At 68.0% G+C, this 25539-nt stretch carries 30 protein-coding genes; 13 read left to right on the top strand and 17 right to left on the bottom strand.

Annotated elements, in window-relative coordinates; all coding sequences use genetic code 11:
• Nucleotide 1: 1 nt before the first annotated feature.
• On the top strand, nucleotides 2-1057 hold the full coding sequence (locus tag ACZ5BU_RS10220; RefSeq protein WP_465697354.1) for a Gfo/Idh/MocA family protein: 1056 nt from the start codon (nucleotides 2-4) through the stop codon (nucleotides 1055-1057).
• 6 nt (nucleotides 1058-1063) lie between these two features.
• On the opposite strand, the gene ACZ5BU_RS10215 is transcribed toward ACZ5BU_RS10220, so the two are convergent.
• Nucleotides 1064-1453 carry a hypothetical protein gene (locus tag ACZ5BU_RS10215; protein ID WP_465697352.1) on the bottom strand — a complete coding sequence of 130 codons (390 nt, stop codon included), beginning with the start codon at nucleotides 1451-1453 and terminating at the stop codon, nucleotides 1064-1066.
• A gap of 7 nt (nucleotides 1454-1460) precedes the next feature.
• A complete protein-coding gene (locus ACZ5BU_RS10210; RefSeq protein ID WP_465697350.1) occupies nucleotides 1461-1874 on the bottom strand; it encodes a hypothetical protein in 414 nt (137 codons plus the stop codon).
• A gap of 99 nt (nucleotides 1875-1973) precedes the next feature.
• On the opposite strand from ACZ5BU_RS10210, the gene ACZ5BU_RS10205 reads away from it, so the two are divergent.
• Both ACZ5BU_RS10205 and ppk2 read left to right on the top strand, forming a co-directional pair.
• The gene (locus ACZ5BU_RS10205; protein ID WP_465697348.1) at nucleotides 1974-2600 is read left to right on the top strand and encodes a class I SAM-dependent methyltransferase; all 627 of its coding nucleotides are present in this window, start codon (nucleotides 1974-1976) and stop codon (nucleotides 2598-2600) included.
• A gap of 53 nt (nucleotides 2601-2653) precedes the next feature.
• Nucleotides 2654-3562: a polyphosphate kinase 2 gene (gene ppk2 / locus ACZ5BU_RS10200; RefSeq protein ID WP_465697346.1), complete on the top strand. Its 909-nt coding sequence runs from the start codon at nucleotides 2654-2656 to the stop codon at nucleotides 3560-3562.
• On the opposite strand, the gene ACZ5BU_RS10195 is transcribed toward ppk2, so the two are convergent.
• The 5 genes from ACZ5BU_RS10195 to ACZ5BU_RS10175 form a co-directional block, all read right to left on the bottom strand.
• The gene (locus ACZ5BU_RS10195; RefSeq protein ID WP_465697344.1) at nucleotides 3559-4689 is read right to left on the bottom strand and encodes a glycoside hydrolase family 3 N-terminal domain-containing protein; all 1131 of its coding nucleotides are present in this window, start codon (nucleotides 4687-4689) and stop codon (nucleotides 3559-3561) included. The two genes, ppk2 and ACZ5BU_RS10195, sit on opposite strands and share 4 nt — an antisense overlap.
• 41 nt (nucleotides 4690-4730) lie before the next feature.
• Nucleotides 4731-6233 carry a sensor histidine kinase gene (locus ACZ5BU_RS10190; RefSeq protein WP_465697342.1) on the bottom strand — a complete coding sequence of 501 codons (1503 nt, stop codon included), beginning with the start codon at nucleotides 6231-6233 and terminating at the stop codon, nucleotides 4731-4733.
• Nucleotides 6233-6934, bottom strand: a complete 702-nt coding sequence (locus ACZ5BU_RS10185; protein WP_465697340.1) for a response regulator transcription factor — start codon at nucleotides 6932-6934, stop codon at nucleotides 6233-6235. The genes ACZ5BU_RS10190 and ACZ5BU_RS10185 overlap by 1 nt, the downstream gene beginning before the upstream one ends.
• A gap of 101 nt (nucleotides 6935-7035) precedes the next feature.
• Complete coding sequence (locus ACZ5BU_RS10180; RefSeq protein ID WP_465697338.1) at nucleotides 7036-7578, bottom strand: hypothetical protein; 543 nt, start codon at nucleotides 7576-7578, stop codon at nucleotides 7036-7038.
• Between the two features lie 81 nt (nucleotides 7579-7659).
• Nucleotides 7660-8145 carry a DUF456 domain-containing protein gene (locus tag ACZ5BU_RS10175; protein ID WP_465697336.1) on the bottom strand — a complete coding sequence of 162 codons (486 nt, stop codon included), beginning with the start codon at nucleotides 8143-8145 and terminating at the stop codon, nucleotides 7660-7662.
• Between the two features lie 41 nt (nucleotides 8146-8186).
• On the opposite strand from ACZ5BU_RS10175, the gene ACZ5BU_RS10170 reads away from it, so the two are divergent.
• A complete protein-coding gene (locus ACZ5BU_RS10170) occupies nucleotides 8187-10157 on the top strand; it encodes an amylo-alpha-1,6-glucosidase (RefSeq protein ID WP_465697334.1) in 1971 nt (656 codons plus the stop codon).
• 1 nt (nucleotide 10158) lies between these two features.
• Here the strand turns inward: ACZ5BU_RS10170 and ACZ5BU_RS10165 are convergent, their stop codons facing one another.
• Nucleotides 10159-10782 (bottom strand): LysE family translocator, encoded by a 624-nt coding sequence (locus ACZ5BU_RS10165; protein WP_465697332.1) that lies wholly within the window; start codon nucleotides 10780-10782, stop codon nucleotides 10159-10161.
• A gap of 78 nt (nucleotides 10783-10860) precedes the next feature.
• Between ACZ5BU_RS10165 and ACZ5BU_RS10160 the strand changes: the two genes are divergently transcribed.
• Complete coding sequence (locus ACZ5BU_RS10160) at nucleotides 10861-12336, top strand: aminotransferase-like domain-containing protein (RefSeq protein WP_465697330.1); 1476 nt, start codon at nucleotides 10861-10863, stop codon at nucleotides 12334-12336.
• 97 nt (nucleotides 12337-12433) lie between these two features.
• Here ACZ5BU_RS10160 and ACZ5BU_RS10155 read toward each other — a convergent pair whose 3' ends face one another.
• Nucleotides 12434-12664: a DUF7455 domain-containing protein gene (locus tag ACZ5BU_RS10155; RefSeq protein WP_465697328.1), complete on the bottom strand. Its 231-nt coding sequence runs from the start codon at nucleotides 12662-12664 to the stop codon at nucleotides 12434-12436.
• Nucleotides 12665-13056: 392 nt separating this feature from the next.
• Here ACZ5BU_RS10155 and ACZ5BU_RS10150 point away from each other — a divergent pair, with 392 nt between their 5' ends.
• Entirely contained in the window at nucleotides 13057-15141 is a 2085-nt protein-coding gene (locus tag ACZ5BU_RS10150) for a DNA gyrase/topoisomerase IV subunit B (protein ID WP_465697326.1), read from the top strand.
• A 120-nt stretch (nucleotides 15142-15261) separates the two neighbouring features.
• On the opposite strand, the gene ACZ5BU_RS10145 is transcribed toward ACZ5BU_RS10150, so the two are convergent.
• Entirely contained in the window at nucleotides 15262-15627 is a 366-nt protein-coding gene (locus ACZ5BU_RS10145) for a PH domain-containing protein (protein ID WP_465697324.1), read from the bottom strand.
• An 87-nt stretch (nucleotides 15628-15714) separates the two neighbouring features.
• On the opposite strand from ACZ5BU_RS10145, the gene ACZ5BU_RS10140 reads away from it, so the two are divergent.
• A complete protein-coding gene (locus tag ACZ5BU_RS10140; RefSeq protein ID WP_465697322.1) occupies nucleotides 15715-16347 on the top strand; it encodes an HAD family hydrolase in 633 nt (210 codons plus the stop codon).
• Here the strand turns inward: ACZ5BU_RS10140 and ACZ5BU_RS10135 are convergent, their stop codons facing one another.
• The gene (locus ACZ5BU_RS10135) at nucleotides 16348-16638 is read right to left on the bottom strand and encodes an ester cyclase (RefSeq protein WP_465697321.1); all 291 of its coding nucleotides are present in this window, start codon (nucleotides 16636-16638) and stop codon (nucleotides 16348-16350) included. It lies immediately after the preceding gene.
• 337 nt (nucleotides 16639-16975) lie between these two features.
• On the opposite strand from ACZ5BU_RS10135, the gene ACZ5BU_RS10130 reads away from it, so the two are divergent.
• Both ACZ5BU_RS10130 and ACZ5BU_RS10125 read left to right on the top strand, forming a co-directional pair.
• On the top strand, nucleotides 16976-17341 hold the full coding sequence (locus tag ACZ5BU_RS10130; RefSeq protein WP_465697319.1) for a hypothetical protein: 366 nt from the start codon (nucleotides 16976-16978) through the stop codon (nucleotides 17339-17341).
• 164 nt (nucleotides 17342-17505) lie between these two features.
• Nucleotides 17506-17703, top strand: coding sequence for a hypothetical protein (locus tag ACZ5BU_RS10125; RefSeq protein WP_465697318.1), 198 nt, complete (start codon nucleotides 17506-17508; stop codon nucleotides 17701-17703).
• A gap of 130 nt (nucleotides 17704-17833) precedes the next feature.
• On the opposite strand, the gene ACZ5BU_RS10120 is transcribed toward ACZ5BU_RS10125, so the two are convergent.
• Nucleotides 17834-19156 carry a pyroglutamyl-peptidase I gene (locus ACZ5BU_RS10120; protein WP_465697316.1) on the bottom strand — a complete coding sequence of 441 codons (1323 nt, stop codon included), beginning with the start codon at nucleotides 19154-19156 and terminating at the stop codon, nucleotides 17834-17836.
• 39 nt (nucleotides 19157-19195) lie between these two features.
• Nucleotides 19196-19777 carry a TetR/AcrR family transcriptional regulator gene (locus ACZ5BU_RS10115; RefSeq protein ID WP_465697314.1) on the bottom strand — a complete coding sequence of 194 codons (582 nt, stop codon included), beginning with the start codon at nucleotides 19775-19777 and terminating at the stop codon, nucleotides 19196-19198.
• Nucleotides 19778-19920: 143 nt separating this feature from the next.
• On the opposite strand from ACZ5BU_RS10115, the gene ACZ5BU_RS10110 reads away from it, so the two are divergent.
• From ACZ5BU_RS10110 to ACZ5BU_RS10095, 4 genes are all read left to right on the top strand, one after another.
• A complete protein-coding gene (locus ACZ5BU_RS10110; RefSeq protein ID WP_465697312.1) occupies nucleotides 19921-20271 on the top strand; it encodes an antibiotic biosynthesis monooxygenase family protein in 351 nt (116 codons plus the stop codon).
• A 45-nt stretch (nucleotides 20272-20316) separates the two neighbouring features.
• Nucleotides 20317-20703 (top strand): VOC family protein, encoded by a 387-nt coding sequence (locus ACZ5BU_RS10105; protein WP_465697310.1) that lies wholly within the window; start codon nucleotides 20317-20319, stop codon nucleotides 20701-20703.
• A 40-nt stretch (nucleotides 20704-20743) separates the two neighbouring features.
• Complete coding sequence (locus ACZ5BU_RS10100) at nucleotides 20744-21172, top strand: DUF4267 domain-containing protein (RefSeq protein WP_465697308.1); 429 nt, start codon at nucleotides 20744-20746, stop codon at nucleotides 21170-21172.
• Between the two features lie 114 nt (nucleotides 21173-21286).
• Nucleotides 21287-21652, top strand: coding sequence for a hypothetical protein (locus tag ACZ5BU_RS10095; protein WP_465697306.1), 366 nt, complete (start codon nucleotides 21287-21289; stop codon nucleotides 21650-21652).
• 53 nt (nucleotides 21653-21705) lie between these two features.
• Here the strand turns inward: ACZ5BU_RS10095 and ACZ5BU_RS10090 are convergent, their stop codons facing one another.
• The 4 genes from ACZ5BU_RS10090 to ACZ5BU_RS10075 are packed head-to-tail and all read right to left on the bottom strand — an operon-like array spanning nucleotide 21706 to nucleotide 25538.
• The gene (locus ACZ5BU_RS10090; RefSeq protein WP_465697304.1) at nucleotides 21706-22203 is read right to left on the bottom strand and encodes a beta-class carbonic anhydrase; all 498 of its coding nucleotides are present in this window, start codon (nucleotides 22201-22203) and stop codon (nucleotides 21706-21708) included.
• Nucleotides 22200-23129 (bottom strand): sucrase ferredoxin, encoded by a 930-nt coding sequence (locus ACZ5BU_RS10085; RefSeq protein ID WP_465697302.1) that lies wholly within the window; start codon nucleotides 23127-23129, stop codon nucleotides 22200-22202. Before ACZ5BU_RS10085 ends, ACZ5BU_RS10090 begins: the two co-directional genes overlap by 4 nt.
• A gap of 46 nt (nucleotides 23130-23175) precedes the next feature.
• A complete protein-coding gene (locus ACZ5BU_RS10080) occupies nucleotides 23176-24837 on the bottom strand; it encodes an MFS transporter (RefSeq protein WP_465697300.1) in 1662 nt (553 codons plus the stop codon).
• The gene (locus ACZ5BU_RS10075; RefSeq protein ID WP_465697298.1) at nucleotides 24834-25538 is read right to left on the bottom strand and encodes an LppX_LprAFG lipoprotein; all 705 of its coding nucleotides are present in this window, start codon (nucleotides 25536-25538) and stop codon (nucleotides 24834-24836) included. Before ACZ5BU_RS10075 ends, ACZ5BU_RS10080 begins: the two co-directional genes overlap by 4 nt.
• Nucleotide 25539 lies beyond the last annotated feature (1 nt).

The raw sequence follows: 25539 nt of genomic DNA, 5'->3' as shown, positions 1-25539 counted from the left end.
TATGACGACGCGAATTGCGGTGATCGGGCTCGGTTCGATCGCCGTCGAGCACCTGAGCGCGTACCAGCGGAACCCGCGGGCCGAGCTGGTCGCGGTGTGCGACGTGGACCTCGAGCGCGCGAAGGCGCGGGGTGAGCAGTTCGGCGTCGAGCGGGTCACCGGCGATGCCGCGGAGATCTTCGCCGACCCGGACATCGACGCGGTGAGCGTGTGCGTACCGAACACCCTGCACGCCCCGATCGCGGAAGCGGCGCTCCGGGCCGGCAAGGACGTCCTGGTCGAGAAGCCGATGACCGTGACGGTGCCCGAGGCCGAGGCGCTGGTGAAGGCGGTCGAGGAGACCGGCAAGGCGCTCCAGATCGGGTACGTACGGCGGTTCGCACCGAACGCACTGGTGACCAAGCGGTTCCTCGACGCGGGCGAGTTCGGTGACATCTACGCGGCCCGCGCCACCCTGCTGCGGACGGCCGGCAACCCGGGCGGCTGGTTCGGCGACGTGGAGCTGTCCGGTGGCGGTCCGCTGATCGACCTCGGCGTTCACATCATCGACCTGTGCTGGTACCTGATGGGGATGCCGAAGGCGGTGTCCGCGTCCGGCGCGACGTTCGCCCCGCTGGGTGCCCGCGACAACATCCAGAACCTGACCCGGTACAAGGCCGCGTCGGCGGCGCGGCCGAACACGGTCGAGGACTTCGCCACCGCGCAGCTCCGGTTCGAGGGCGGGGCGGTGCTCGACGTAGCGACGTCGTTCTCGCTGCACGCACGCAACGAGATCAGCGTCCGGATCCACGGCGACAAGGGCGGCGCGGAGATCGAGCCCGAGCTGCTGATGATCACCGAGCTGCACGACACGCTGCTGCACATCCAGCCGCAGATCGACTCGCTCGGCTTCGACTTCAAGGCCGCCTTCGCCAACCAGATCGACCACTTCCTGCAGATCTGCCGGGGCGAGATCCCTGCCGATGCAACCGCCGAGCACGGCCTCGAGATGGCGAAGATGCTCTCCGCCATCTACGAATCCGCCAGAACCGGCGCCGAGGTGCGGATCACGCACTGAGGCAGGTCAACCGAGAAGTGCTGTGGTGAGGGAGTCGGCGTGCCGGTCGAGCCAGGTCTGGCGGTTCCGGATGATGTTGCCGACTCCCTCGTCCCACATGCGTTGCCAGCCGCCCCCGAGGACCTCGGCGCGGTACTTCATCGTGTGCCAGGCTCGCTCGCTCAGCGCGATCGAGAGCGGTAGCACCCGGGCTCGGTCGGCGTCGGACAAACCGTAGCTGTCGGCAAGCATCCGGCAGCGGCGCGGACGGTCGAGACCGCGTAGTTCCGGGTCCTGGTCGGCCTCGGCACCGGTCGGCCCCCACCACAGCATCAGGTTCACGAACTCGCGGGCTCGGCTCGCGGGCTGGGCCAGGTCGAAGTCGATCAGGGCGTACGCTCGGCCGTCGCGGAACACGACGTTCTCAGGGGGTGACGTCCTGGTGGCCGATCAGTTCCGGCGGATCGTCGAGGTCGGGGAGGCCCGGCGGCGCGATCGGAGCGGGCAGGTTGTCGGGGATGCCGAACGGCTCGACGGCGTCGTGGTACGCGCGGAGGAGCCGTGCGACCGAGACCATGCGGTCCTCGTCGGCGATCCACGGCGGGCGCGGGCGGCCGGCGACCTCGCCGTCGATGTACGTCAGGGTGTGTCGGCCTTTCGAGTCGACGCCGAGGAAGCGCGGCGCGCCCTCGAATCCGGCCTTCTCGAGGTGCAGCAGCACATCCTGTACGAGTTGCGGCCGCTCGCCGGGTGGTCGCCGTACCGTGTCGCCGACCCGCACCAGGCCCTCGGTCACGTCACCGCCGAGCAATGGAATCTCTTCACCGTCTTCGATCACCACCTGATCCTAGGGTTCGCACGCGCTGTGGATCCGTCGGTTTTGCCAACCTGGCAAGAACGTTTGCCAAGATGATCCGCGCCGGCGGACGATCGGTTCATGACGACGGAGCAGCTGCCTGACGAGTACTGGAACGAGTTCTACTCCGAGCACGAACAGGTGTGGAGTGGGAAGCCGAACGTTGTGTTCGCCGAAGAGGTGGCCGGGCTGGCACCGGGGCGCGCGCTGGACCTTGGATGCGGTGAAGGGGCAGACGCGATCTGGCTGGCGCAGCGGGGCTGGGCCGTCACCGCGGTCGACATCTCGACGGTCGCGCTGGGGCGAGCGGCTGAGCACGCTCGGGCAGCTGGGGTCGGTGAGCGGATCGATTGGCAGCAGCACGAGCTCGGCACGGCGTTCCCGGATGGGGAGTTCGACCTGGTGTCGGTGCAGTTCCTGCACTCCAAGACCGAGCTGCCGCGGGACGGGATCCTGCGCCGTGCGGCGGCCGCGGTGGCGCGGGGTGGCGTACTGCTCATCGAAGGCCACCTGGGCTTCCCGTCCGGTGAGCACAACTCGCACCCCGACATCCACTTCCCGGAACCCGACGAGGTGATCGAGAGTCTCGCGCTGCCCGACGGCGAGTGGGAGACGCTGGTCAGTCGCGTCCACGACCGGGCGCAGGTGATGCGCGACGGCGAGCTGATCAGCCGGCGCGACTGCACGGTCAAGCTGCGCCGGCGCTGACAATCGTTGGTGGTGTTCACCTGCAGGTCACCATCGCAGCGGACGCTGGGGTCATGAGTACGCATGATCTGGTCCAGGAGCTTGGTTTTCGGGTTCTCGACGAGGAGGACGACGACCCGGTACTGCTGCGTGCGGACGGTACGCCGGTCGACACCTGGCGCGAGGGATACCCGTACGCCGAGCGGCTGCCGCGGGAGATCTACGACCGCGACAAGCGGCTGCTGCAGATCGAGCTCCTCAAGCTCCAGTACTGGGTGAAGCGGTCGAAGCAGCGGCTCGTCATCGTGTTCGAGGGCCGCGACGCCGCCGGCAAGGGCGGCACGATCAAGCGCTTCATGGAGCACCTGAACCCGCGTGGGGCGAGCATCGTCGCACTGGAGAAGCCGACCGAGCGCGAGCAGACCCAGTGGTACTTCCAGCGGTACGTCGCCCACCTGCCGGCGGCGGGGGAGATGACCCTGTTCGACCGGTCCTGGTACAACCGCGCCTGCGTCGAACACGTGATGGGGTACTGCAGCCAGGACCAGTACGAGGAGTTCATGCGCCAGACGCCCGAGTTCGAGCGGATGCTGGTGCGCTCGGGGATCCTGCTGGTGAAGCTCTGGTTCTCGGTGTCGCAGGCGGAGCAGCAGACGCGCTTCACGATCCGCCAGATCGACCCGGTACGTCAGTGGAAGCTCTCGCCGACGGACCTCGCCTCGCTCGACAAGTGGCAGGCGTACACGGAGGCGAAGGAGGCGATGTTCCACTACACCGACACCGCCCACGCCCCGTGGACCGTTGTCAAGAGCAACGACAAGAAACGCGCCCGCCTGGAGGCGATGCGGCACGTCCTGTCCCTGTACGACTACACCGACAAGGACGTGGACCTGGTCGGCCACCCCGACCCCAAGATCCTCGGCCCTGCCGCCCAGGTACTTGAGCACGGCGAGTCCGCCACCCGCACCTTCCCGGAGCTCTAACCCGCGATCAGACCCATCCGTTGCTTGGTGGACAGCACCAGTAGCGCGGCCGCGTTCACCTTCGCGCGGAACGCGCTGTCGGCGTTCGCCTTCGCAAGGACTGCGGTGACCATCGCCGGTACCTGAGCCGGATCCGTCATCAGGACCAGGTCGCCGCCGGCGTTGACGAAGTCGATCGCCCGAGCCGCCGGCGACCACGCCTGGACCTGCCTGGCGGCGAGCGAGTCGCTCATCACGACACCTCGGAAGCCGAGCTCGGTCCGGAGCATGCCGCCGATGATCCTGCTCGAGAACGCTGCCGGCACGCGTGGTGCGATCTTGTTGTAGTCGGCCAGGGACATCATCACGAACGGCGTGCCGGCTGTGACCGCGGCCCGGAACGGAGCGAGGTACGGATCGCTGTACGTCGTGACGTAGTCGGTCACGCCCGTGGACACATCGGTGTTCGCGGTGACCCGGCCGAGTCCGGGGAAGTGCTTGATGCTGGTCGCCACGCCGGCGCCGAGCATGCCCGACAGGAACGCGTCGCCGTGGCTGGTGACGACAGAGGTGGTGTACCCGAACTCGCGACGGTAGTACCCGATCGGCTTGTTCGAGTAGCGCATGGCATACGGGACGGTGTCCATCACCGGGGCGAGGTTCTGGTTGACGCCGGCCAGCCGCAGTTGGCGTCCCCAGATCGCGGCATCGGTACGCAGCGCGCTGGTCGACCAGGTGCCCTGCGTCAGTGCGGCCGGCATCCGCGAGAAGCCGGGACCTTGCAAGACCTGGACGCTGCCGCCCTCCTGGTCCGTGGCGACGAACAACGGCACGCTCAGCGTCGCGGCGTACGTCGCCCTGCTCTGCAGCCTCCGCGTCACCGTCAGCGTTGCGCTCCGGCCGATCGTGCTGCGGCCGGTCAGCATGACCGAGCCGACGTGGTACTTCGAGATCGCCGTGTACGTAGCGGATCCGGGCCCGGCCGCTGCCCCGCCGACCATGAACAGCTGCCCGACCCTCTGCGCCATCGTCATCCGGGAGAAGACCGTGGATGCTCCGCCCGCCGCTACCGAGGTCTGCGAAGCTGATCCGGTACTCACAGCAAGTGTGAGTGCCAGCAGGCCGGCGCCGAGACGAACTCTGTTCATGTCTCATTAGACGCCGGATCGAACCGAATAGTTAGCGGCTTCTACGCACGAGACAAAGGGAGATGGACGGTAAAGGTCGCGCCGTGCGGATTCGTGTCGGTGGTGGTTACCCGGCCTTTGTGGGCGGCTACCAGAGCGGCGACGATGGACAGGCCGAGGCCCGAGCCGCCGGTGGTGCGGGTGCGGGCGGTGTCTGCTCGGTAGAAGCGTTCGAAGACGCGGGCCTTCTGTTCGTCCGACAGGCCGGGGCCGGTGTCGCTGACTTCGAGGATTGCATCGTTGCCCCGGGTGCCGACCGAGACGGTGATGGGCGCGTCGACGGGGGTGTAGTCGAGGGCGTTGCTGATCAGGTTGCCGAGGACCTGGCGGAGCCGAGCCTCGTCGCCTTCGACGACAGGGGCTTCGGAGTCGGGGAGGATCGTCAGCGACAGCGGACGGTCCGGTTGGATCGCCTGGGCGTTGTGCAGGGCGTCCGCGGCGATCGGGAGCAGGTCGACCGACTCCATCCGGAGCGGTCGCTGCTGGTCCAGGCGAGCGAGCAGCAAGAGGTCGTCGACGAGCAGGCCCATCCGTTTGGCCTCGTCCTCGATCCGGCGCATGGTGTCGGAGTCGGTGGTGTCGCCGCGCTGGCGGGACAGTTCGGCGAAGCCGCGGATCGATGTGAGCGGCGTACGTAGCTCGTGCGACGCGTCCGCGACGAACCGCCGCATCCGGTCCTCCGACTGCCGGGCCGCCTCCTCGGAGCGCCGCGCGGCGTCCTCCGAGGTTCGCGCCGCGAGCTCGGAGGCGGTCCGTTGCGCGAAGGCTGTCTCGACCTGCCCGAGCATCTGGTTCAGCGCGAGTGACAGCCGCCCCACCTCGGTCCGCGGATCGCGCTGCGGGACGCGGCGGCTCAGGTCCCCGCCGGCGATCGCGACCGCCGTGTGTTCCACGTCCTCGAGTCCGCGCAGACTTCGCCGTACGACGAACGTCCCGACGCCGGCCAGCAGGACGAGCAGGATGACACCGGCCGCGGCCTGGATCCCGATCAGGCGCTGGATGGTGTGGTCCATGTCCTTCAGGCTCTGCGCGACCATCACCGAACCGGCTCCGTCCTCGGTCTCCACCGCGAGGACACGCCATTGCGTGCCACCGGACTGCGCGTCGACGTCGAACGGCTTGCCGTTGAGGTCGCGGACCTGGTTCAGGTTGAGCGTCGGCAGGTTCGGCAGTGGCTCCGTGTCGGCCAGCCGCGACCCCACCGTTCCGTTGTCGCTGTTGCCGTCGGAGTCACTGAATTTGACGACGAACACGCTCGGCAACTGCCGTCGGACCGGTCCGCCCGCACCGGGCGGCAGGGGTCGCCGGTCGGCCTTGACGTGCGACAGCGGTACGGCGGCCTGCTGCAGCTGTTCGTCGACGCGGTCGATGAGATAACCGTGCAGGATCGTCGTCGCCAGTACGCCGGACGCGGCCAGCGCGAGCGCCACCAGCGCCAGCAGTACGACGACGATGGTGACGCGGAGGGGGTACCGGTCGGTGAAGCGCCGGTGACTCAGTTGCATCAGTTCGGGTCTCGCGGAGTGCGCAGGACGTAGCCGACCCCGCGGACGGTGTGGAGCAGTTTCTGGTCGCCGGTGTCGACCTTACGGCGCAGGTACGACATGTACGACTCGACCACGCCGGCGTCACCGGCGAAGTCGTAGTTCCACACGGCCGACAGGATCTGCCCTTTCGACATCACCCGTTCGGCGTTCTCCAGCAGGCACCGCAGCAGCTTGAACTCGGTCAGCGACAGCTGCACCGCCTGGCCGGCCTTGAACACCTCGTAGCTGTCCTCGTTCAGCTCGAGGTCGGCATACCGCAGTACGGCGGCCTCGGTGGCGGTCTCTTCGCGGTGACCGGACCGGCGCAGCAGTGCCCGTACCCGCGCGACGAGTTCGTCGAGGCTGAACGGCTTGGTGACGTAGTCGTCGCCACCGGTCTGCAGTCCGAGCACCTTGTCCTCGATGGCGTCCCGGGCGGTGAGGAACAGTACCGGCACGTGCCGGTCCTCGCCGCGCAGCCGGCGGACCACCTCGAACCCGTCCAGGCCGGGCATCATCACGTCGAGGACGACGAGGTCGGGCTCCATGTCCCGCGCCTTGCGCAGCGCCTCGGCGCCGTGGGTCGCCGTGGTCACGTCGTACCCGGCGAAACGCAGACTCGCGGACAGCAGCTCGACGATGTTCGGCTCGTCGTCGACAACGAGGAGATGCGGACTCATGGTGACAGTGTGCCGCCGCTACCCATGCGAACCCTGGAAGGTTCCTGGCAATCGCCTGTGAGTCCGGCGGACGCTGGCGGACGCTGTCTGTCAGGATCGGGTCAGCGAGGCCCGTGCTTGAAGCCCCACTTCTGACCGGCCGCGTCGCGGACCGTACCGTCGTTGACCGTGGTCGCGGTCGCCTTTCCGTCCGTGACGATCGCCGACACGTTGACCGTGTTCCCGGTCTTCACGTCGCCGATCCCGTCACGCGCCGCGTTCACCATCGTGTCGGAGGTGAGCGTGTACGTCCGGCTGTACCCGTCCGCGCTCTTCACTGTGAGCGAGTCCTTGCTGACCGCGGTGACCTGACCGCGCTGAACCGCGATGGTCTGATAGCCACCGCCGTCCTTCTGTACGACGAACTCGCCGTGCAGCGCACCGCCGAGCCCGAACTCGCCCCTGAATCCACCGAACCCGCCGTGTCCCGGTCCGCCGCCGGGCTTCTGGTTCTGGCCGGGCTGCGACGGAGTCGAGGCCGACGGGGACGCCGACGGAGTCGGGTCCGCGTTGCTCGCCGCCCACGCGACCCCACCGGCGGCGGTGGTCACGACCACCGCGGCGACCGTGCCGAACAGGCGCCAACGCTTCTCAGAGAGCTTCATCTACCCAGAATGCTCCCGATGGCTGAAACGAACCTTCCGTACGGCTAAGAACAACCTGGCAATCAGCTAAGAAAAGGTGCGTCAGACCAGGAACAGGACCGCGATCAGCCAGACCGCGGCCGCGAGCGACGTACCGGCCAGCTCGATCAGCATCGACACGCCCGTCTCGCGGAGCGCATGCTTCGTCGAGGTCCACGCCGCCTTGTGCGTACGTTGCCGTTGCAGCTCGGACACGTACACCCCGATCGGGAAGCCGACGAACATCCCGATCACCGGGATCACGAAGAACCCGACGATGCCGAGCAGGACGCCGACGAGCATCGAGCGCCGCGGTACGCCGGCCTCCCGGAGCCGACGCTCCGGTACGACGTACTTCACCACCTGACTGGTACCGATCAGCACCGCCGCGATCGCGAACACGACCCACCCGGTGGCGCTCTTCTCGACGATCGCCCAGACCAGGATCGCCGCCAGGCTGAGGATCGCGCCGGGCAGGATCGGCAGCACGATGCCCACGATCCCGACGAAGATCGCGATCCCGGCCAGCACCGTCACCTCTGTCTGCATACCCCCACTGTCCCGCACGAGCAGACCTCTAGGGTGGAGACATGGCGCAACTCCACGAACTGGTCACCGCCCTCGCCGCTCCCTGGGTGGTGCTGTCGCCGCGATCAGGTCAGCTCACCGGGTTCGGTGCGGCGGGTGTGTACGCGCGGGACCGCCGGATCCTGTCCCGGTTGACTGTCACGGTCGACGGCCGGGAACCGGTCCCGGTGCATGCCGACGAGCGGGACGCCGCGACCCATCAGTACGTCGCGATGGTGGAAGGGCTGGGGGACACCCAGCACGATCCGACGGTGATGCTGTACCGGACCCGTACGGTCGAGTCCGGCGGTCTGACGGAGCGGATTACGCTGGTGAACCGGTCCCGCGTCGCGATCGAGTGCCGCCTTGATGTTGCCCTGGGCACCGACCTGGCCGGAACCGCGGCGGTCCGCAGCGGTGCGGCCGAATCGCTTCCGGAGCTCGCGCCGCTCCCGGACGGTCCAGGCCGGATCCGCTGGGAGAGCGACGACACCCGCGTGGTGGTGACCGCCGACCCAGGCGTCTCGGCGACACCCCGGGTCGAGGCAGGGGAGGAGTTCACGCTGACCCTGCACGTCACCGCGGACTTCCCGAAGTCCAGCACGGACTTCTCGATCGAACCGCCCGCCGAGCGGACGCCGTACGACGTCACTCTGAGCTGCGACGACAAGCGGGTGGAGCGCTGGCTCGAGCGTTCCCTCCAGGACGTCAGTGCGCTCCAGCTCGCCGTCGGCGGCGACCGCTACCTCGGCGCCGGTCCGCCCTGGTACCTCACGCTGTTCGGTCGTGACTCGCTGATCTCGTCCGGCATGCTGATCCCGGTCGACCCGGCGCTTGCCGCCGGCACCCTTCGCGCGCTCGCGGCCCACCAAGGTACGAAGGTCGACGCCGACACCGCCGAACAGCCCGGCAAGATCCCGCACGAGCTGCGCGCCGACGTCGCCGACCACGGCGGCGGCCTGGTCCTCCCACCGGTGTACTACGGGACACACGACGCGACCCAGCTCTGGATCATGACGCTGCACAAGGCGTGGCGCTGGGGCATGCCCGACGACGAGGTCCGCGACCTGCTGCCTCACCTGCGGCGCGCGCTGACCTGGATGAAGGCGTACGCCGACCCGGACGGCGACGGCTTCCTCGAGTACGTCGACGAGTCGGGCCACGGGCTCGCGAACCAGGGCTGGAAGGACTCCGCCGACGCCGTGCAGTGGCCGGACGGCACGCTCGCGACGGCCCCGATCGCGCTGTGCGAGGTTCAGGGTTACGCGTACGCGGCCGCGGTGCAGGGCGCCGAGCTGCTCGAGGCGTACGGCGAGTCCGGCGACGAGTGGCGTGCCTGGGCGGCCGTGCTGCAGGAACGGTTCCGCGCCGCGTTCTGGGTGGACGGCTACCCGGCGATCGCGCTCGACGGCGCGAAGGACCCGGTCGCCGGCCGCGCGTCGAACATGGGTCACCTGCTCGGCACAGGCTTGCTCGACGCGGACGAGGAGCAGGTCGTCGCCGACGTACTCGCCGGTGCCGACCTGAACAGCGGCTTCGGTCTGCGAACGTTGTCCACGGCAATGACCCGGTTCAACCCGCTCGGCTACCACACCGGGAGCGTCTGGCCGCACGACACTGCCATGACGATCCAGGGCCTGTTCGCGGCCGGCCACGCCGACGTCGCAGCGTCGTACGTCGATGGACTGGTTCGCGCCGCGGAGGCGTTCGACTATCGCTTGCCCGAGCTGTACGGCGGCCGCGGTACAGCCGAGGAGAGTACGCCGACGCCGTACCCGCTGTCGTGCCGACCGCAGGCGTGGGCCGCCGCATCCGCTGTCGCCGTACTGGTCGCAGCGCTCGGCGTCGAACCCGACGTACCGGGTGGAACGCTGGTCGTGAATCCCGCGGCACCGTGGAAACACCTTGGACTAAAGGGTTTGCGGGTCGGCGGTGACGTACTGACCGTACGGGCCGACGGCAACGGCGCAGAGGTGATCCGGGGCTCGCTATAGGTCAAGCAGCGAGTACGGCGGCGACGGCGAGGGCCAGGTAGATGGCCGCGACGAGACGGTTCCGCCAGCGGCCCGTCGTACGGGCGGAGCGGAACCGGCGGCCGATGGCGTCGGCGCCGAGGGCGTAGCAGAGGTCGAGCGTGATGCCGATGAGAAGGGTGCCGATGCCCAGCAACAGCATCTCGGTGCGAAGCTGCGCGGGACCGGCGCCGCGGGTGGTGAACTGCGGGAGGAACGCGAGGAAGAACAGCGCGGCCTTCGGGTTGAGCAGGTTGACGACGACGCCGTCGCGGAAGATCCGGCCGAGTGGCGCGGCCTGGATGCCGGAGGAGTGGTCCTCGGCCGGCGCCGTCAGGAGCTTCAGGCCGAGGTACGCGAGGTAGAGCGCCCCGGCGACCGTGATCGCGGTGAACAGGCGCGGCGAGGCCTGCACCAGCGTGGCGAGGCCGAGCGCGGTCACCACGATGTAGACGAGCGTCCCGGTCTCGACGGCCAGCGCCGAGACAACACCCGCGCGGCGGCCCTGCGTGAGGCTGCGGAGCGAGATGTACATGTTGTTCGGTCCTGGCATTCCCACCAGCAGCACCGTCGCGCCGGCGAAGGCAGCGACCTGTCCGATCCCCACTTGACCTCCTGTTGGACTGCTTACGCGTACTAGCCTGGCGGCGCGAGAAGCAGTCCACCCGAGCCAATATGAGGAGAAGTGGACCGTTCTGGAGACCCCGCTGCCCTGGCCGACCTGATCGGGCATCGGTTGAGCGTCCGTACCGGCGGCCTGTACCGGCGGTTGGCCGACGAGATCGCCGCGCTGATCGGCTCCGCGGAGCTCCCCGTCGGTGCCCGCCTGCCCGCCGAACGACGGCTCGCCGAGTCGCTCGCGATCAGCCGTGCGACGGTCGTCGCGGCGTACGACGAACTCCGCGCCCGCGGCCTGGTCGAGAGCCGGCGTGGCAGCGGTACGACGGTGGCCCGGGCCGCCGGGCGTGGCCGTTCACGAGCGGACAAGCGGATGCCGGCCGGGTACGGCGAGTCGCTCTTCCACCGCATCACCGTCGGCCGGGACGAGGTGATCTCGCTGACGTACGCCGTCGACCCCGGCCTGCCTGAGCTGTCCTCGGAGTTGATCGACCTCGCGTCGACCGACCTGCCGGTGCTGCTCGGCGACGTCGGCTACCACCCGCGGGGTCTGCCCGTACTGCGGGAACGGATCGCCGAGCACTTCACCGGGTCCGGGCTGCCGACGTCGGCGGACGAGATCGTGGTGACGACCGGCGCGCATCAGGCGATCGCGCTGGTGACCCAGATGTACCTGCGCACCGGTGCCGCGGTCGCGATCGAGCAGCCGAGCTGGCCGGGGTGCTTCGACCTGTTCGGAGCGGCCGGCGGGCGCGTGGTCGGCGTACCGCTGGACGACGCGGGTATCCGGCCCGACCTGCTGGACGCGGCGTTTGCAGAGCACCAGCCGGCGATGCTCTTCGTGATGCCGACGTTCCACAACCCGACCGGGCAGCTGATGTCGGCGGCGCGCCGGCGGCAGGTGGCGGAGCTGGCCGCGCGGCACGGGGTCGTCGTGGTCGAGGACAACGCGTACTCGGCGTGGGACCCGTCGGGTCCTTCGATCCCACCGCCACTCGCGGCGTACGCGCCCGACGACGCGGAGGTACTGACGATCGGGTCGGTGTCGAAGGCCGTCTGGGGCGGGCTGCGGATCGGGTGGATCCGGGCGTCGCGGCCGTTGGCGGAGCGGCTCGCGCGGCACAAGGCGCTGGCCGACCTCGGGAGTCCGGTGATCGATCAGGCGTTGACCGCGCGGTTGCTGCCGCGGCTCGGTGAGCTGACGGCGGCGCGGGCGCGGGTGGCGACCGTACGCAAGAAGCTGGTGGGGGAGTTGCTCGCCGAGCGACTCCCGGAGTGGGAGTGGTCGGTGCCGGTCGGCGGCTCGGCGTTGTGGATCCGGTTGCCGGACACCGACGCGCGGGTGTTCGCGCAGGTTGCGCTGCGGCACGGTGTCGAGGTGGTGGCCGGGCATGCGATGGATCCGACCGGTGAGCACGACGACTACTTACGGGTGCCGTTCGCGTACACAGAGCAAGTGCTTGATGATGCCGTCGCGCGGTTGGCGCGGGCTTGGCAGGAGTTGCGCCGGCACGGTCCGGGGCCGGGCCTACCTGTGGTCTGAACATGAAAGGATGGCGGCCACCCGTTCAGGTGTACCGCCATCGAAGCCTTCATGACTTTGGCGCCGTCGTTGGCGCGTTTAGAACAGCCGTGCTGGTTTACTGCTCGTCATCTACCGAGATCGTCGGGGTGGCTTCGAGCCGGCCGGTCTCGTCGTGGATCGTGATTGCGATGTCGCGCAGCTTCTCCGAGTGCTCCCGACCGTGGTGGGCACAGAAAAGTAGCTCCCCACCGCTGGTCAAGGTGACTCGGACGTAGGCCTGCGCACCGCAGCGGTCACAACGATCCGCGGCCGACAGGGCCGAACTCGGGGCGAGTGCTGTAGTCATTGAGGCCTCATCTCATCTAGTTCCGTACTCACCAGATAGCAACATCCTGACACGTGGATCGCTTCCCGGTGCGGACAACGTGTCCGGATGTGAGACGAACCACCTGTTCCCCTATGACGTTTGCTTACAAGGAATCGTTTCGTGGTACGGGAGAATCTGGTGAGCCACGGAGGCGGGGTGCTCCTACTCTCACTGTGCGCCATGAGCTCGTCACCGTCTGCTCGGGATCGGAGTGTCGTACGCCACTTCCAATCGAGTCCGGATCGATACCTGCCGCGACATGTATCTCCGGTACCCGTCGGCATGTCCCGCCTTGCCCCGTGCCTGCGCCGTTTTGGGGGTGCGGCCACTTAAGCTGTCCGGGTAAGTGCATGAACCAGTGAAGGAGCCCTGTGGCCGCCCCGACGCCTCGCAGCACCGAGATCGACCCGGCGTACAACGCCCGCCATCTGCTCGTCCTCGAGGGTCTCGAGGCCGTCCGGAAGCGGCCTGGCATGTACATCGGGTCGACGGACAGCCGCGGCCTGATGCACTGCCTGTGGGAGATCATCGACAACGCCGTCGACGAGGCCCTGGCCGGTCACGGCGAGCGGATCGACGTCGTGCTGCACAAGGACGGTTCGGTCGAGGTAATCGACCGCGCCCGGGGTATCCCGGTCGACATCGAGCCGAAGACCAAGCTCAGCGGTGTCGAGGTGGTCTTCACCAAGCTGCACGCCGGCGGCAAGTTCGGCGGCGGGTCGTACAACGCCTCCGGTGGTCTGCACGGCGTCGGCGCCTCAGTGGTGAACGCGCTGTCCGCGCGGCTCGACGTCGAGGTCGACCGCGGCGGGGTGGTGTGGACGACTTCGTTCCGGCGCGGCGTCGCGGGTGAGTTCGACGGCGAGGGCGCGAACGCGGGGTTCACCCCGTCGAAGGGTTTGCGCAAAGCAGGCCGGGCCAAGCGCGGCATGACCGGTACGCGGATCCGCTACTGGGCGGACCGGCAGATCTTCACCAAGGACGCCACCTTCAACTACGACGAGCTGGTCACCCGGGCGCGGCAGACGTCGTTCCTGGTGCCGGGGCTCGAGCTCGTGATCCGCGACGAGCGCGCCGAGGAGATCTCCGAGGAGCACTTCAAGCACGACGGCGGGATCAGCGAGTTCTGCGAGTTCCTCGCCACCGACCAGAAGGTCACCGACGTGGTCCGGCTGACCGGTACCGGTCACTTCACCGAGACCGTGCCGATGCTGGACGACGCCGGCCACATGACGCCGAGCGACGTCGAGCGGGACCTGGACGTCGACATCGCGGTCCGCTGGGGCGACGGGTACGAGACCGAGCTGCGCTCGTTCGTGAACATCGTCGCGACGCCCAAGGGCGGGACGCACGTCGCCGGGTTCGAGCGCGCGCTGTCGAAGAGTTTCACGAACGCACTCGACGGTACGCGGCTGCTGAAGAACGGCGAGGAGATCATCAAGGACGACGTCCTCGAGGGTCTGACCGCGGTCGTCACGGTGCGGCTGGCCGAGCCGCAGTTCGACGGCCAGACGAAGGAGGTTCTCGGTACGCCGGCCGCGTCGCGGATCGTCGCGAAGGTCGTGCAGACCGAGCTCGAGTCGTTCCTGACCTCGACCAAGCGTGAGTTCAAGGCGCAGGCCCGGGCCGTGCTGGAGAAGGTCGTCGCCGCGTCGCGGACGCGGGTCGCCGCGCGGCAGCACCGTGAGCTGCAACGGCGCAAGACCGCGCTGGAGTCGTCGGCGCTGCCGGCGAAGCTGGCGGACTGCCGCAGCAACGACGTCGACCGTTCCGAGCTGTTCATCGTCGAGGGTGATTCGGCGCTCGGTACGGCGAAGCTCGCGCGGAGCTCGGAGTTCCAGGCGCTGCTGCCGATCCGGGGCAAGATCCTGAACGTGCAGAAGGCGTCCGTCGGCGACATGCTGAAGAACGTCGAGTGCGCTTCGATCATCCAGGTGGTCGGCGCGGGGTCCGGACGGACCTTCGACCTCGAGCAGGCGCGGTACGGCAAGATCATCTTCATGGCCGACGCCGACTCCGACGGCGCCCACATCCGTACGCTGCTTGCCACGCTGTTCTTCCGGTACATGCGTCCGCTGGTGGAGGCCGGCCGCGTCTACACCGCCGTACCGCCGCTGCACCGCTTCGAGCTGACGAACCCGAAGAAAGGGCAGGACAAGTACCTGTACACCTACAGCGACGCGGAGTACCAGCGGAAGACGGCCGAGCTGATGAAGAAGGGCGTCCGCTGGAAGGAGCCACCGCAGCGCTACAAGGGCCTCGGTGAGATGGACGCCGACCAACTGGCCGAAACCACCATGGACCCACGCCACCGCACCCTCCGCCGCATCACCGTCGACGACGTAGAAGCCGCCTCCCAAGTCTTCGACCTGCTGATGGGCAACGACGTAGCCCCCCGCAAGGAATTCCTGGTCCAAGGCGCCTACGAACTCGACGAAAACCGCATCGACGTCTGAGCCTGCTGGTATACGGCCGTCGGCAGCTGGAGCTTCGCGGCGCCTGCTTTCTGCCCACCTCCGGCGGCGGCGCGCGAATTCGGTCGGATGCGGTTGCGATGGCCTGGGGGGCCGGGCCGGCTAGCGCATGATGTTCCAGAGGATGATGTTGTGTGCGTGTGCGGCCTTTTCGGATCCGCGGAACTGGACCTCGTAGGTTGCGCCGCTCATGTGTACGGCGATCGTGCTCGTCGACGCCAACTTGCCGAACACGGACTTGTCGGACACGTAGGACACCGACTGGATCTTGCCGTACGGAATGCTCGTCAGGGCGGTCTTCTTACCGACGAACGAGTTGTCCTGGACGATCACCCGGAGGTTGGTGAGCCCGATGAACCCGGTGCCGACGCCGAGCCCGTCGTACACCGCGAGGATGGTTTCGCCGTTGAGCAAACCGGCGGCGATCTGGTCGAACTGCTCCCGCTTGTCGAACACAGGCTGATTCATGGAGCCCCCTGTCAGACGCTACGCACCCCTACGGAACGTGACGAGGGTAGCGGATGGTGGCTCCTCCGTCGTGTGTAAGGGTGAAGTGTGAATCCTCGGCTGGCGTGTTTCGATCTGGACAATACGTTGATCGATCGGGACGGGGCGTTCTTGAAGTGGGCCCGGTGGTGGGTCGGCCGGGCCAGGCTCGGGCTGGACGCGGTGGAGTGGTTGGTTGCCGAGGACAACGGAGGCTTCCGCGCGCGGCAGGAGTTGTTCGCCGCGTTCGAGGAGCGGTTCGGGGTGCACATCTCGGTGGGGGAGTACGACCGAGAGCATCCGCTGTTCACCTCGGTGGATCGCGAAGTACTCGATGGGCTCGCGGCGTTGCGCTCCGCGGGGTGGCGGGTGGCCGTCGTCACCAATGGGACTGTGATACAGCAGACGGGAAAGCTCACGCACACGGGGATCGCGGACGCGGTGGACTACTGCTGCATCTCGGAGGCCGTCGGAGTGCGCAAGCCCGACGCCGCGATCTTCCGGCACGCCGCCGAGACGACGGGCGCCACATTGGACGGCGGCTGGATGGTCGGCGACCACCCGGCGTACGACCTGGCAGGCGGGATCGCGGCAGGCCTGCGGACGATCCAGGTCGGACACCACCACACGGCCGGCACTCCGGTCGCGGACCATCACGTTCCTACGGTCGTTGACGCCTTCGGTCTGATCCTCGCTGGTTGATCAGCGTTGGTGGTAGGTGGTCATCTCGGCCATCCGGCCGTCGCGCAGCTTAACCAGCCAGATCAGGTTGCTGGTGCCGGTCCGGCCGACGACCGCGACCTGGTTGCCGTCGCCGAGCATCGCATCGATGTCGAAGTGCAGGTCGGGATGAGCCGTGCGAGTCTGCTCGACGATCCCAGGTACGTCGGCCGCGCGGACCTCGGGATGTGCGTGGTCCATCCAGTCCGGGTGCAGCACCTCGGCCGCGATCGTAGTGTCCCCGGTGTTCCACATCTCGAAGTACCGCGTCACGACGTCGCTCGCGCCCCGATCCTAAGACGACCAGTTACAACGACGCCGGCCCGGACCTCCCCGCCGTCGACGGGGTGAACCGGGTACTCAGCCAGGTGATGCTGACGGTGATCGTCGTACGGTCCCGTGACCTCGATGGCGTGGCCGTGGTACGTCTAGTTGGTGCCGTCGATCGTGCCGCCTGGTGTGGAGTTCGGCTGGATGCCGAGCGAGCCGTCGAGTTGTGAACGGATGCCGACAAGGTTGCGGAGGATTACCTCGTCGCCGGTCAGCCCGACGCTGATGTTGATGCGACGGCCGGATGCGGGCGCCCGACACAGGAAGCGTCGTTCAGTCGATGCTGCATGAACTCAATACTGATCAGTTCGACACCGTAGTGATCACTTTAGTAGTCACTTCTGCCCGGATTCGTCCCTGCACACACGCGATTCCCGAGGACGCGGCCCAGGTCGACGGCGCGAACTCCTACCAGACATTCCTGCGGATCATCCTGCCGCGGTCCGGCCAGCCGCTTGCCGTTCATCCTGCTCTTCGTGCTGCTGCAGCGGTTCATCTTCAACTGCCTGGCCGGCGCGATCATGCAATACGAGATTCCACGCGTACTGCGATCGCAGCCATCGGTCACCGCGCAAGCAGCCGCTCGACGAAGTACAGCTCCTGGGGAAGGGCGATCGGGCGTGTGCAGTCGGTGCGCTTCGAGTAGATGCTCGACGTGTTGCGCGGTGCTGAGTGTTCGGTGTTGGCATCGTGACAAGCGCACTCCGGCAGGTTGATGGTGCACAAGCCAGTCATCACTTCGAACTCGTGAACTGGTGGCTCGGCGTGGAGCCGGAGACGGTGTACGCCTGCGGGCAATTGGCGGTCTAAGTGCCGGGGCTTGAGCACGTGTACGCCCGCGAGTACATGCGGGCACCCGGATCCATGGACGCCGCCGACATCGCGTACGACAGGGGAGTGCTGGTCATGTGCGACACGGGCGGGACCATGGCGTACCAGCTGACGGCGTACGCATCGGCCGAGGGTTGCCGGGTGATGTTCAATGCGCGGCTGGCTGGTAAATGTTGAAGAGTCGACATTTACCAGCATGATGTAACCGAGCCGACGGCTGGTCGATCGTTTGAGCCGGGTTGTCGATCCGTACCAGCGAGGTCCTCAAGCTGTGATCAGAATAGTGATCACATGGTCAGGATAGTGATCACGAGAGGGCGGCTCTGAGGATCGCATGCGCGCCGGTGATGATGGCGTCGCGGTTGGCCTCGTACGTCGGGTCTGTGATGTCGGTCTTGTTCGTCAGGTCGAAGGACAGCACCGGGACGTGCAGGTGTCCGGCCGGCATCGACGGGTCGAGCAGGTCGCGCTGCAGGGTGTTGCGGTAGGCAACTTCATTGGAGAGGTAGCCGCCGCCGGTGCCTTCGGAAGCGATCGATCCGGCCGTCGGGCCGTCGGGACGTCGTACCGGCGTGGTCTCGCCGGCCGGGATCTCCAGTACCGACGTGTTGACCCGGGTGCGGAACGGTGCCACGTCGGCCTGCGCCATCCGGGCCAGTGGCAGGCTGGACGTGATCCACTCCGGGCCGGCCGGCATGCTCGGCGAGACGACCGGGGCGCTGATCGTGCCGCCGCCCCAGAGGTTGTTGTTGTCGCCGATCGAGCTGACCGAGCGCCGCCGGCCGTTGAACACCTCGAGGTCGAAGATGCCGACGCGGCCCTGGCTCGCGGTCATCACGAGGTCCGCGTGCTGCGGACCCGAACGGTAGTGCGGGGCGAGTGCGTTCTCGACCATGTTCTGGTCGAAGTCGGTGTAGCGGACCGGGAACACAACAGTCTGGATCTCGTACGTCGTGCCGTTCACCGTCCACCGTTGTCCGTCGAGGGTGAGGGCGTTCGCGCCGGACGGGTTGCCGATCCGGATGTCCGCGTCGAGCGTGAACGGGTCGAACCCGGTGACGAGGAGCTTGCGTACGCCCGGGGTGAAACGGGTGCTGGTGATGCCGCGGGAGGCGTACTCGAAGGCGCGCATCAGTTCGGCGCGTTCCGCCGCACCGAGGCCGAAGGAAGGCTGCCACTGGCGGAGCGTGAGGGCCATCGAGATCCGCGCCCAGTACAGCCCACGGTCGTCGCTGGAGGGGAGCGCATCAGTACCACCAACCGGATGCTGAGCCCGGTACGTCGCCGCATGCCACAACGCCTCACCCTGGGCCCGCACGAGCGCCGAGGCCGCCTGACGGTTGGGCACCCGGCAGAGCAACTGCCCGAACGCAGCCACCTGCCGATCGAACCCCGTCCGCCGCAGGATCTCCGCCGGCACCGACGGGCCGCCGTTGATCCCTCGGCTCAGCCGCTGTTCTTCAACGGTGCCGACAACGGAGTGATCCAGGCACCCGGTCACCGGACCACCGCGGAACGCCGGCGCGGTATCAGGCAGCGCGTACGCCACCGGCGCACCGGACAACACAGCCGTCAACGCCAGCGCGCCGGCAACAAGGGAACGATGAAATGAGCTGGGGCGGAGTCTCATACAGGGGTGTCTATCAGATTTGTGCCTGGACGGGGTTCTTCACGGCGTGGGCGCGGTGAGATACCGCTGGACCGTCGGTCCGAGCCAGTCCACGATCTCCTCGCGGCCGAGCGCCACGCTCGCCGGGAACCGCAGCACGTAGCGCGTCAGCGCGAGCCCCAGCACGGTTGAGACGACCAGTGCAGCCCGCGTCTGTGCCTGCTCCGGCTCGTGGCCCAGTCGGCGGGCCAGCGGGATCATCTGCTCGCGCAGCACGCTCTGCATGCGATCGGCGGCGGCCGGGTCGGTGGCGCCGACCCGCATCAGCGCGGTGAGCTCCCCGTTCTCCTCCCACAGGGTGAGGAAGCGCCGCACCAGCGTACGGCCGATCTCCTCGCGCGGTTCGAGGGACAGGCCCGGCAACCCAGGGTCGATCGCGACGGCCGCCGCGAACAGGCCGGCCTTGTTGCCGTAGTAGCGCATCACCATTGACGGGTCGATCTTCGCGTCGCGCGCGATGGCTCGGATGGTCGCCTTCTCGTAGCCGTCCGCCGCGAACCGCTCGCGGGCCGCGGTGAGGATCGTCGCGCGGGTGGCGTCGGAACGCCGTGCGGCCTGCTGGTTCTCGGTGGCGTCATTCACACCAACAAGTGTAGGCCCACACGTAGGCCCACACGTGTTGACAGGCTGGGGCTGCGGCGTTAGGTTTGCCAACATGTTCGCCAACGTGTGTTGGCAAACATGTTGGCAAGGACACAGCCCGACAGTGAGAGGAAGTACCGAAAATGGCCAAGTTGCAGAGTCTCGACCCGAATACGCCGATGTTCGCGCAGTTCAAGGAGAAGACCGGAACCGTCGTCCTGGCCAACACCTTCGTCGTCCCGAAGGCGAGGACCGAAGCGTTCCTGGCCCTCTTTCGGAGGCAGGCGGAGTACATGAAGGCTCAGCCGGGATTCGTCTCCCTGCAGATGCACAAGGGAACGGCGGACAGCCGGCTTCTGATGAACGTCGCGGTCTGGGAGTCGACCGACGCGCTCGCCACGGCGTTCGGCAGCCCGGAGTTCCAGCGCATGGCGGCTGAGTTCAGCGACGACATCGTGTCGTACCCGCACATCTTCGAGCAGATCAACGCATAGCACGGCAGCCCACCACGCGCAGCCCATCCCGGAAGAGGAGTCACCATGCCTGTCGAACTGAATCACACCATCGTCCCCGCCCGTGACCCGCAAGCCTCGGCACAGTTCCTGGCCGGCGTCCTCGGCCTAAGTGTCGATCCGCCGGTCGCACACTTCACGCCGGTCACGCTGGCCAACCAGGTCAGCCTGGACTACGACCAGCTGGACGACTTCGAGCCACACCACTACGCGTTCATGGTCAGCGAGCAGGAGTTCGACGCCGCCCTCGCCCGCATCCAGCGCGGCGGGATCACCCACTACGGCGATCCTGGGTGCCAAGAGATCGGGCAGATCTATCGCAGTAAGCACACCGTCGGCCGCAGGGGCACGTACTTCCGCGACCCCAACGGACATCTCATGGAAATCCTCACCCCGGGCGGCGCCGGGTCATGAGGCCGATTGCGGCCCAGCTGAACATCAAAGGAGAAGAACCATGTCGCTGAAGAGCGTCAACACCGTCCTGGCCACCGTCTGCGTCCTGTTCGTCCTCTACCTCGGGCTGTGCTTCATCCTGGCCCCGGAGGCGTCCACTCACGGCGTTGGGCTGCCGACCTGGCCCGCCGGCAACGGCGACGGCTTCCTCATCATGAAGGGCACCCGCGAATTCTCGATGGGTCTGGTCATCGGCATCCTCCTGCTGACGGGCCACCGCCGCGCCCTGAGCTGGGTCTTGCTGATGGAGGCCGTCGCCCCATTCGGCGACATGATCAATGTTTTGGCTCACCACGGCCCCCTCGCCGCCGCGTTCGGCATCCACGGCCTGACCTCGGCGCTGATCGCGATCACCGGCCTGCTGATCCTCCGGGAGACCAGTAAGGCTCCCAAGGCCACCGCCCCGGTGCCCGCCGCACAGCCCGCCTGACAGCTGCACGCCCCCAAAGGGGTGACCTCGCCCGTGCGGACACGAACCCGTTCCGGGAAGGTGACCCCCTGGGGTCGGTAGGTTCTCGGGCTCGTGAGCTATCACCACCAGCGAATGGTGCTCCGAGACTCCGACACCGGTCCGGTCGTGATCGGCGGACTGATTCACCGTGAACCGACGGATGACAGCCTTCGAGCCCGCGCCGAGTTGATCGCGAACGCCGGCCAGTGGCCGCTGGTCGAGAGCAACGCCGGCGAGATGGACGAGGGCTACCGGTGCTATCTCCTCTGGGGTGCCGCACCCGAGCTCTGGATGATGTACCTGGAGGACCGCACCACCCGGACCGCCGCGCTCGACTTCTTCGGCTCCGACTCACTGCAGGTCGCCGAGCTCGTCCGCCGGGTCACCAAGCTGTTCGACCTGCGTCCGTACCGGCGCGACGAACTCCTCGCCCAGCTCGTGCCTACTCGGCGCGATTGAATCCGTACGCGCGAGGTCGCTGTAGTACGTCGGCCAAGGCCGGGGGAGCGCCGTCAGTCGATCTGGGTGATTCGGCCGTTGTCGACGTCGTACATGAAGCCGCCGACCAGGATGTCTTCGCCGATGAGCGGGTGTTCGCGGACCGCCGCGACGTCGCGGCGGAGCGCCTCGTGCTGGTCGGGGATGACCGGGATCGGCAGGTAACCGGCCGGTTTGCCGGCGGCGAGTTCGACCTTGGCGCGGAGATCGTCCTCGGACATCGCGGCCATCGCGCAGCGGGTGTGCGGGATGATCATGATCCGGCGGACGCCGAGCAACTGGACGCCGAGCACCAGGCCGGTCATCGTGACCTCGGTGACCCGGCCGCCGGCGGAACGCAGTACTTTCGCGTCGCCCGGCTTCAGGCCGAGCATCTCCAGCGGCGGGATCCGGGAATCCATGCAGGTGACCAGCCCGATGCCGGCGTGGGCGATGCCGTCGAAGCCGCCGTAGTGGAAGTCGGCGGCATACTCGGCGTTGGCCGCGAGCAGGTCGTCGAAGCCGCCGCTCATCGGATCGTGCCTGACACTGGGGTACCGGTTTGCAGGATCGACATGGCGAACGGTTCCTTTCCGCAGGAGTCAGGACGGGGTGGGTCGGCCGGTGTGCTGGTCACCGGCACGATCCAGGTTCGGCCGTCGGCGTGCTGGACGGTGACAGTGTCGGCACCTTCGCCGACCACCCGCAACGCATCCAGGGCGAACTCTCCGATGAGCTCACGTACGGCGACCTCGGCCGCCTGGCCGCGCTTGGTCCAGGTGGACCGTCCACGCAGCCCGGTCAGAACTGTTTCCCCACGGTCCGCGGCAGCCAGTACCTCCACCGCGGTGTCCACCGTGAGCTGCCCGTGCATGGTCCCGGCCGGCAGGTACGTCGCGGTCGGCGCGAACCGGTGCCCGCCGAGGTGGTTGGCCTCCCAGACGCGCCCGGGTACCCGTTCGGCGAGCCCCGCCACGAGCGGCCGGCCGAGGACGGCACAGCACTCGTCCCGCTTGCCGTTCGTACACACGAGAACAATCGGATTGTCGACAATCGACAGCGCCGGCAGCGATGCGAGCACCGCCGTCCGGTCTCCGCGGGCCACGGCACCGAGGTCGAGAGCAGCCAGTTCGACGGGATCGGCGACGCAGCCGCCCAGCAGCCAGGTCCGGCCGGGGATGGTCGAGGCCACGAAGACCTGATGTGCCCGTTCGACCGCGTCCGCGTGCCGGCCGGGGGAGCGGATCAGCCCGAACCGGACGTCGGCCTTCTTGCAGTCGTCGTCGAACTTCCCACCAAAGATCGGGTCCAGATGGCTCTGCGTCGGCGCCTTCGCGCCCCACGGACCGGGCTGCTCGACGACCACCCATCCGGTCGCGACGACCGCCGTACCCGGCAACGGCTCCTGGAGCACCCGACAGAACGTCGAGCACAGTCCGGCGGCAGCTGCAGGGGTCACAGCCTCACGGTACGCGAACTGAGACGGCCGTCCCTCATGATGATCATCATGTGTGCGCTGTGCCACGCCGGCCGAGCAGCAGTACGCCCAGGCCCGCCGCGAGGAAGGCGCAGACGGCCGCCCCGGCGAAGATCGCGTGAACTTGTGAAACGGCGGCGTCGAGCAGCGCGTCGACGTACGGACGGCAGTTCGCCGGCGAGGACGGGCAGAGTTCGTTGGGGGATTTGATGCCGTTGGCAATCGCGTAGTACCGGCGGAGGCCGATCGCGGTCAGTGCGGAGACGCCGACCAGCATGCCGACCATCCGCGCGACGACCACCAGCGCGCTGACGAGCCCGTGGCTGTCGGCGGGGGTGGCGCCGAGCATCGCGGTGTTCAGCGGCGACAGCGCGAGCCCGAACCCGAAGCCACAGACGAGCAGTACGACAGTCGCGGGCCAGTGGTCGAGCGCCGTACGACTCCAGAACGCCATCACCACGAACATCGCCCCGGACAACCCGAGCCCGACGCCGGTGATGAGCCCCAACCCGTACCGCCGCGTCAGCCACCCACCGACGACGGCGCCGACCGGCAGCGCGATCAGGAACCGCAACAGCACCAACGCCGCCGCGAGCTGGCCACCGCCCTGCGTCGCGCGCGCGAACACGGGTACGTCGACCAGGGCCGCGATCAGTGCACAACCGATCAGAAAACTGACCACCAACGCACCCCACGCGGGGCGCGCACCGAGCAGACCACGCGGCACGATCGCGGCGGCCGTACGGCGCTGCCACAACGCGAAGGTGATCGCGAAGACGGCGGCAGCCACCAGCAGCCACGGCCCAGCCGGCGACATCAGCTGCTTCTCGGGATCAGCGGTCGCGAACGCCAGTACGACGCCCGCGAGCGCGAGTGCCAGCAGCACAGCGCCCACGAGGTCCACTTGCGACAGGACGCCGTGTGCCTGACCCCTGTTTCGCCAGAGCATCAGCGCGAGCCACAGCAACGCCAGCAGCAGTGTGACGACGCCGATCGGCGTCAGGAGTCGCGACGTACCCGTGAACGGTACGAAGGGCAGCCCGAGCGTGACGCCCGACGCGAGTCGCTCCGGCGCGGTCAGCGTCAGCCCCAACGCAACGCAGGCGAGTACGCCGACGATCGCCGACGGGGGAGGCCGGCGCCGGCCGCGGAGCAGGAGCGCGAGGACGACGGCGACCACCAGGTTGAGCCAGAAGATGTACCGCCAGTCGGCCACCGTCAGCACCACGGCACCCAGCAACGGGCCGAGGACCGACCCGAGCTCCTGCACCGCGCCGACCACACCCAGCGGCAACCCGCGCCGCTCGGCCGGCCACAGATCAGCGACCAACGCCAAGGTGGCGGGCACCAGCCCACCGCCTCCGACCCCCTGAAGAAACCGACCGGTTACCACCAGCGGCAGGTCGTACGCCCCGGCCGTCACCAACGACCCGACCGCGAACAGCAGCAACGCCCCGACCAGTACCGGCGTCCGCCCGGCCACGTCGGCGATCCGCCCGATCAACGGCAGCACCGCGATGTACCCGAGCAGGAACCCCGAGATGATCGGCGCCGCCCGCTGCAACTCGTCCGCGGACAACCCGACCCCGGCCATCATGTCCGGCAACGCCAGCACGACGACGTACGTGTCCGCTGCCGCGAAGGCCACCGCGATCGACGCGAGCGTCAAACGGGTCCGCGCCGACGTCACGGTTTGGTGATCTCCACCTTCTCGCCGTACTTGTCGAGCGTGACGTCGTAGCTGCTGGTGGCGCCGGAGTAGAACGGGCCGGTGATGGTTGCCGAGACCAACTGCTTCGACGACTTGTCGATCTTGAACGTACTGGGGAAGTTCCCGTCGGCGGGTGCCTTCGGGAAGATGCCCTGCAGGGACTTGCCGTCGACGGTCCCGGTGACCTCGGTGAGCACCTTCGCACCGTCGCGGGTCTGGCCCTTCACCTTCGGGTCCTTCAACGTCGGCAGTACGGCGGTGAGGCCCTTCGCCGGGTCGAGCAGGATTGCCGGGTCGGGCGCGCCGAGACCGGCCAGCTGGCTCGGTGTGAGCTCGATGAAGGCCGGCGAGAACGAGACCTTGGCGTAGACCTTGCTGCCGACCGCGACCACGTCAGCGTCGATCGGCGAACCACCGGACCGTACGGTCAGCTTGCCCTTGAACGCCGGCGCGTGCGTCGCGACGCCGTCACCACTGGCCAGCGTCTGTCCACTCGCCGGCAGATCGCGCCCGGTCAGCACGATGTGCACGCTGGCGGCCTGGTCGATCGCCTGCTTCGCACCGGTCAGCAGCGCGACCGCGTCGTCCCCACCGCCGTTGCCTCCGCCGGTGTGCTTCTTGCCGCTGCAGCCGGTGACGACAAGGGCGACGATCGCGCAGAGCGCGAGCACTCTCTTCACA

It is taken from the genome of Kribbella sp. NPDC031520 (genome assembly GCF_055580825.1).
The sequence above is the reverse complement of the archived record's forward strand: the minus strand, read 5'-3'. Positions and strand labels throughout refer to the sequence as shown.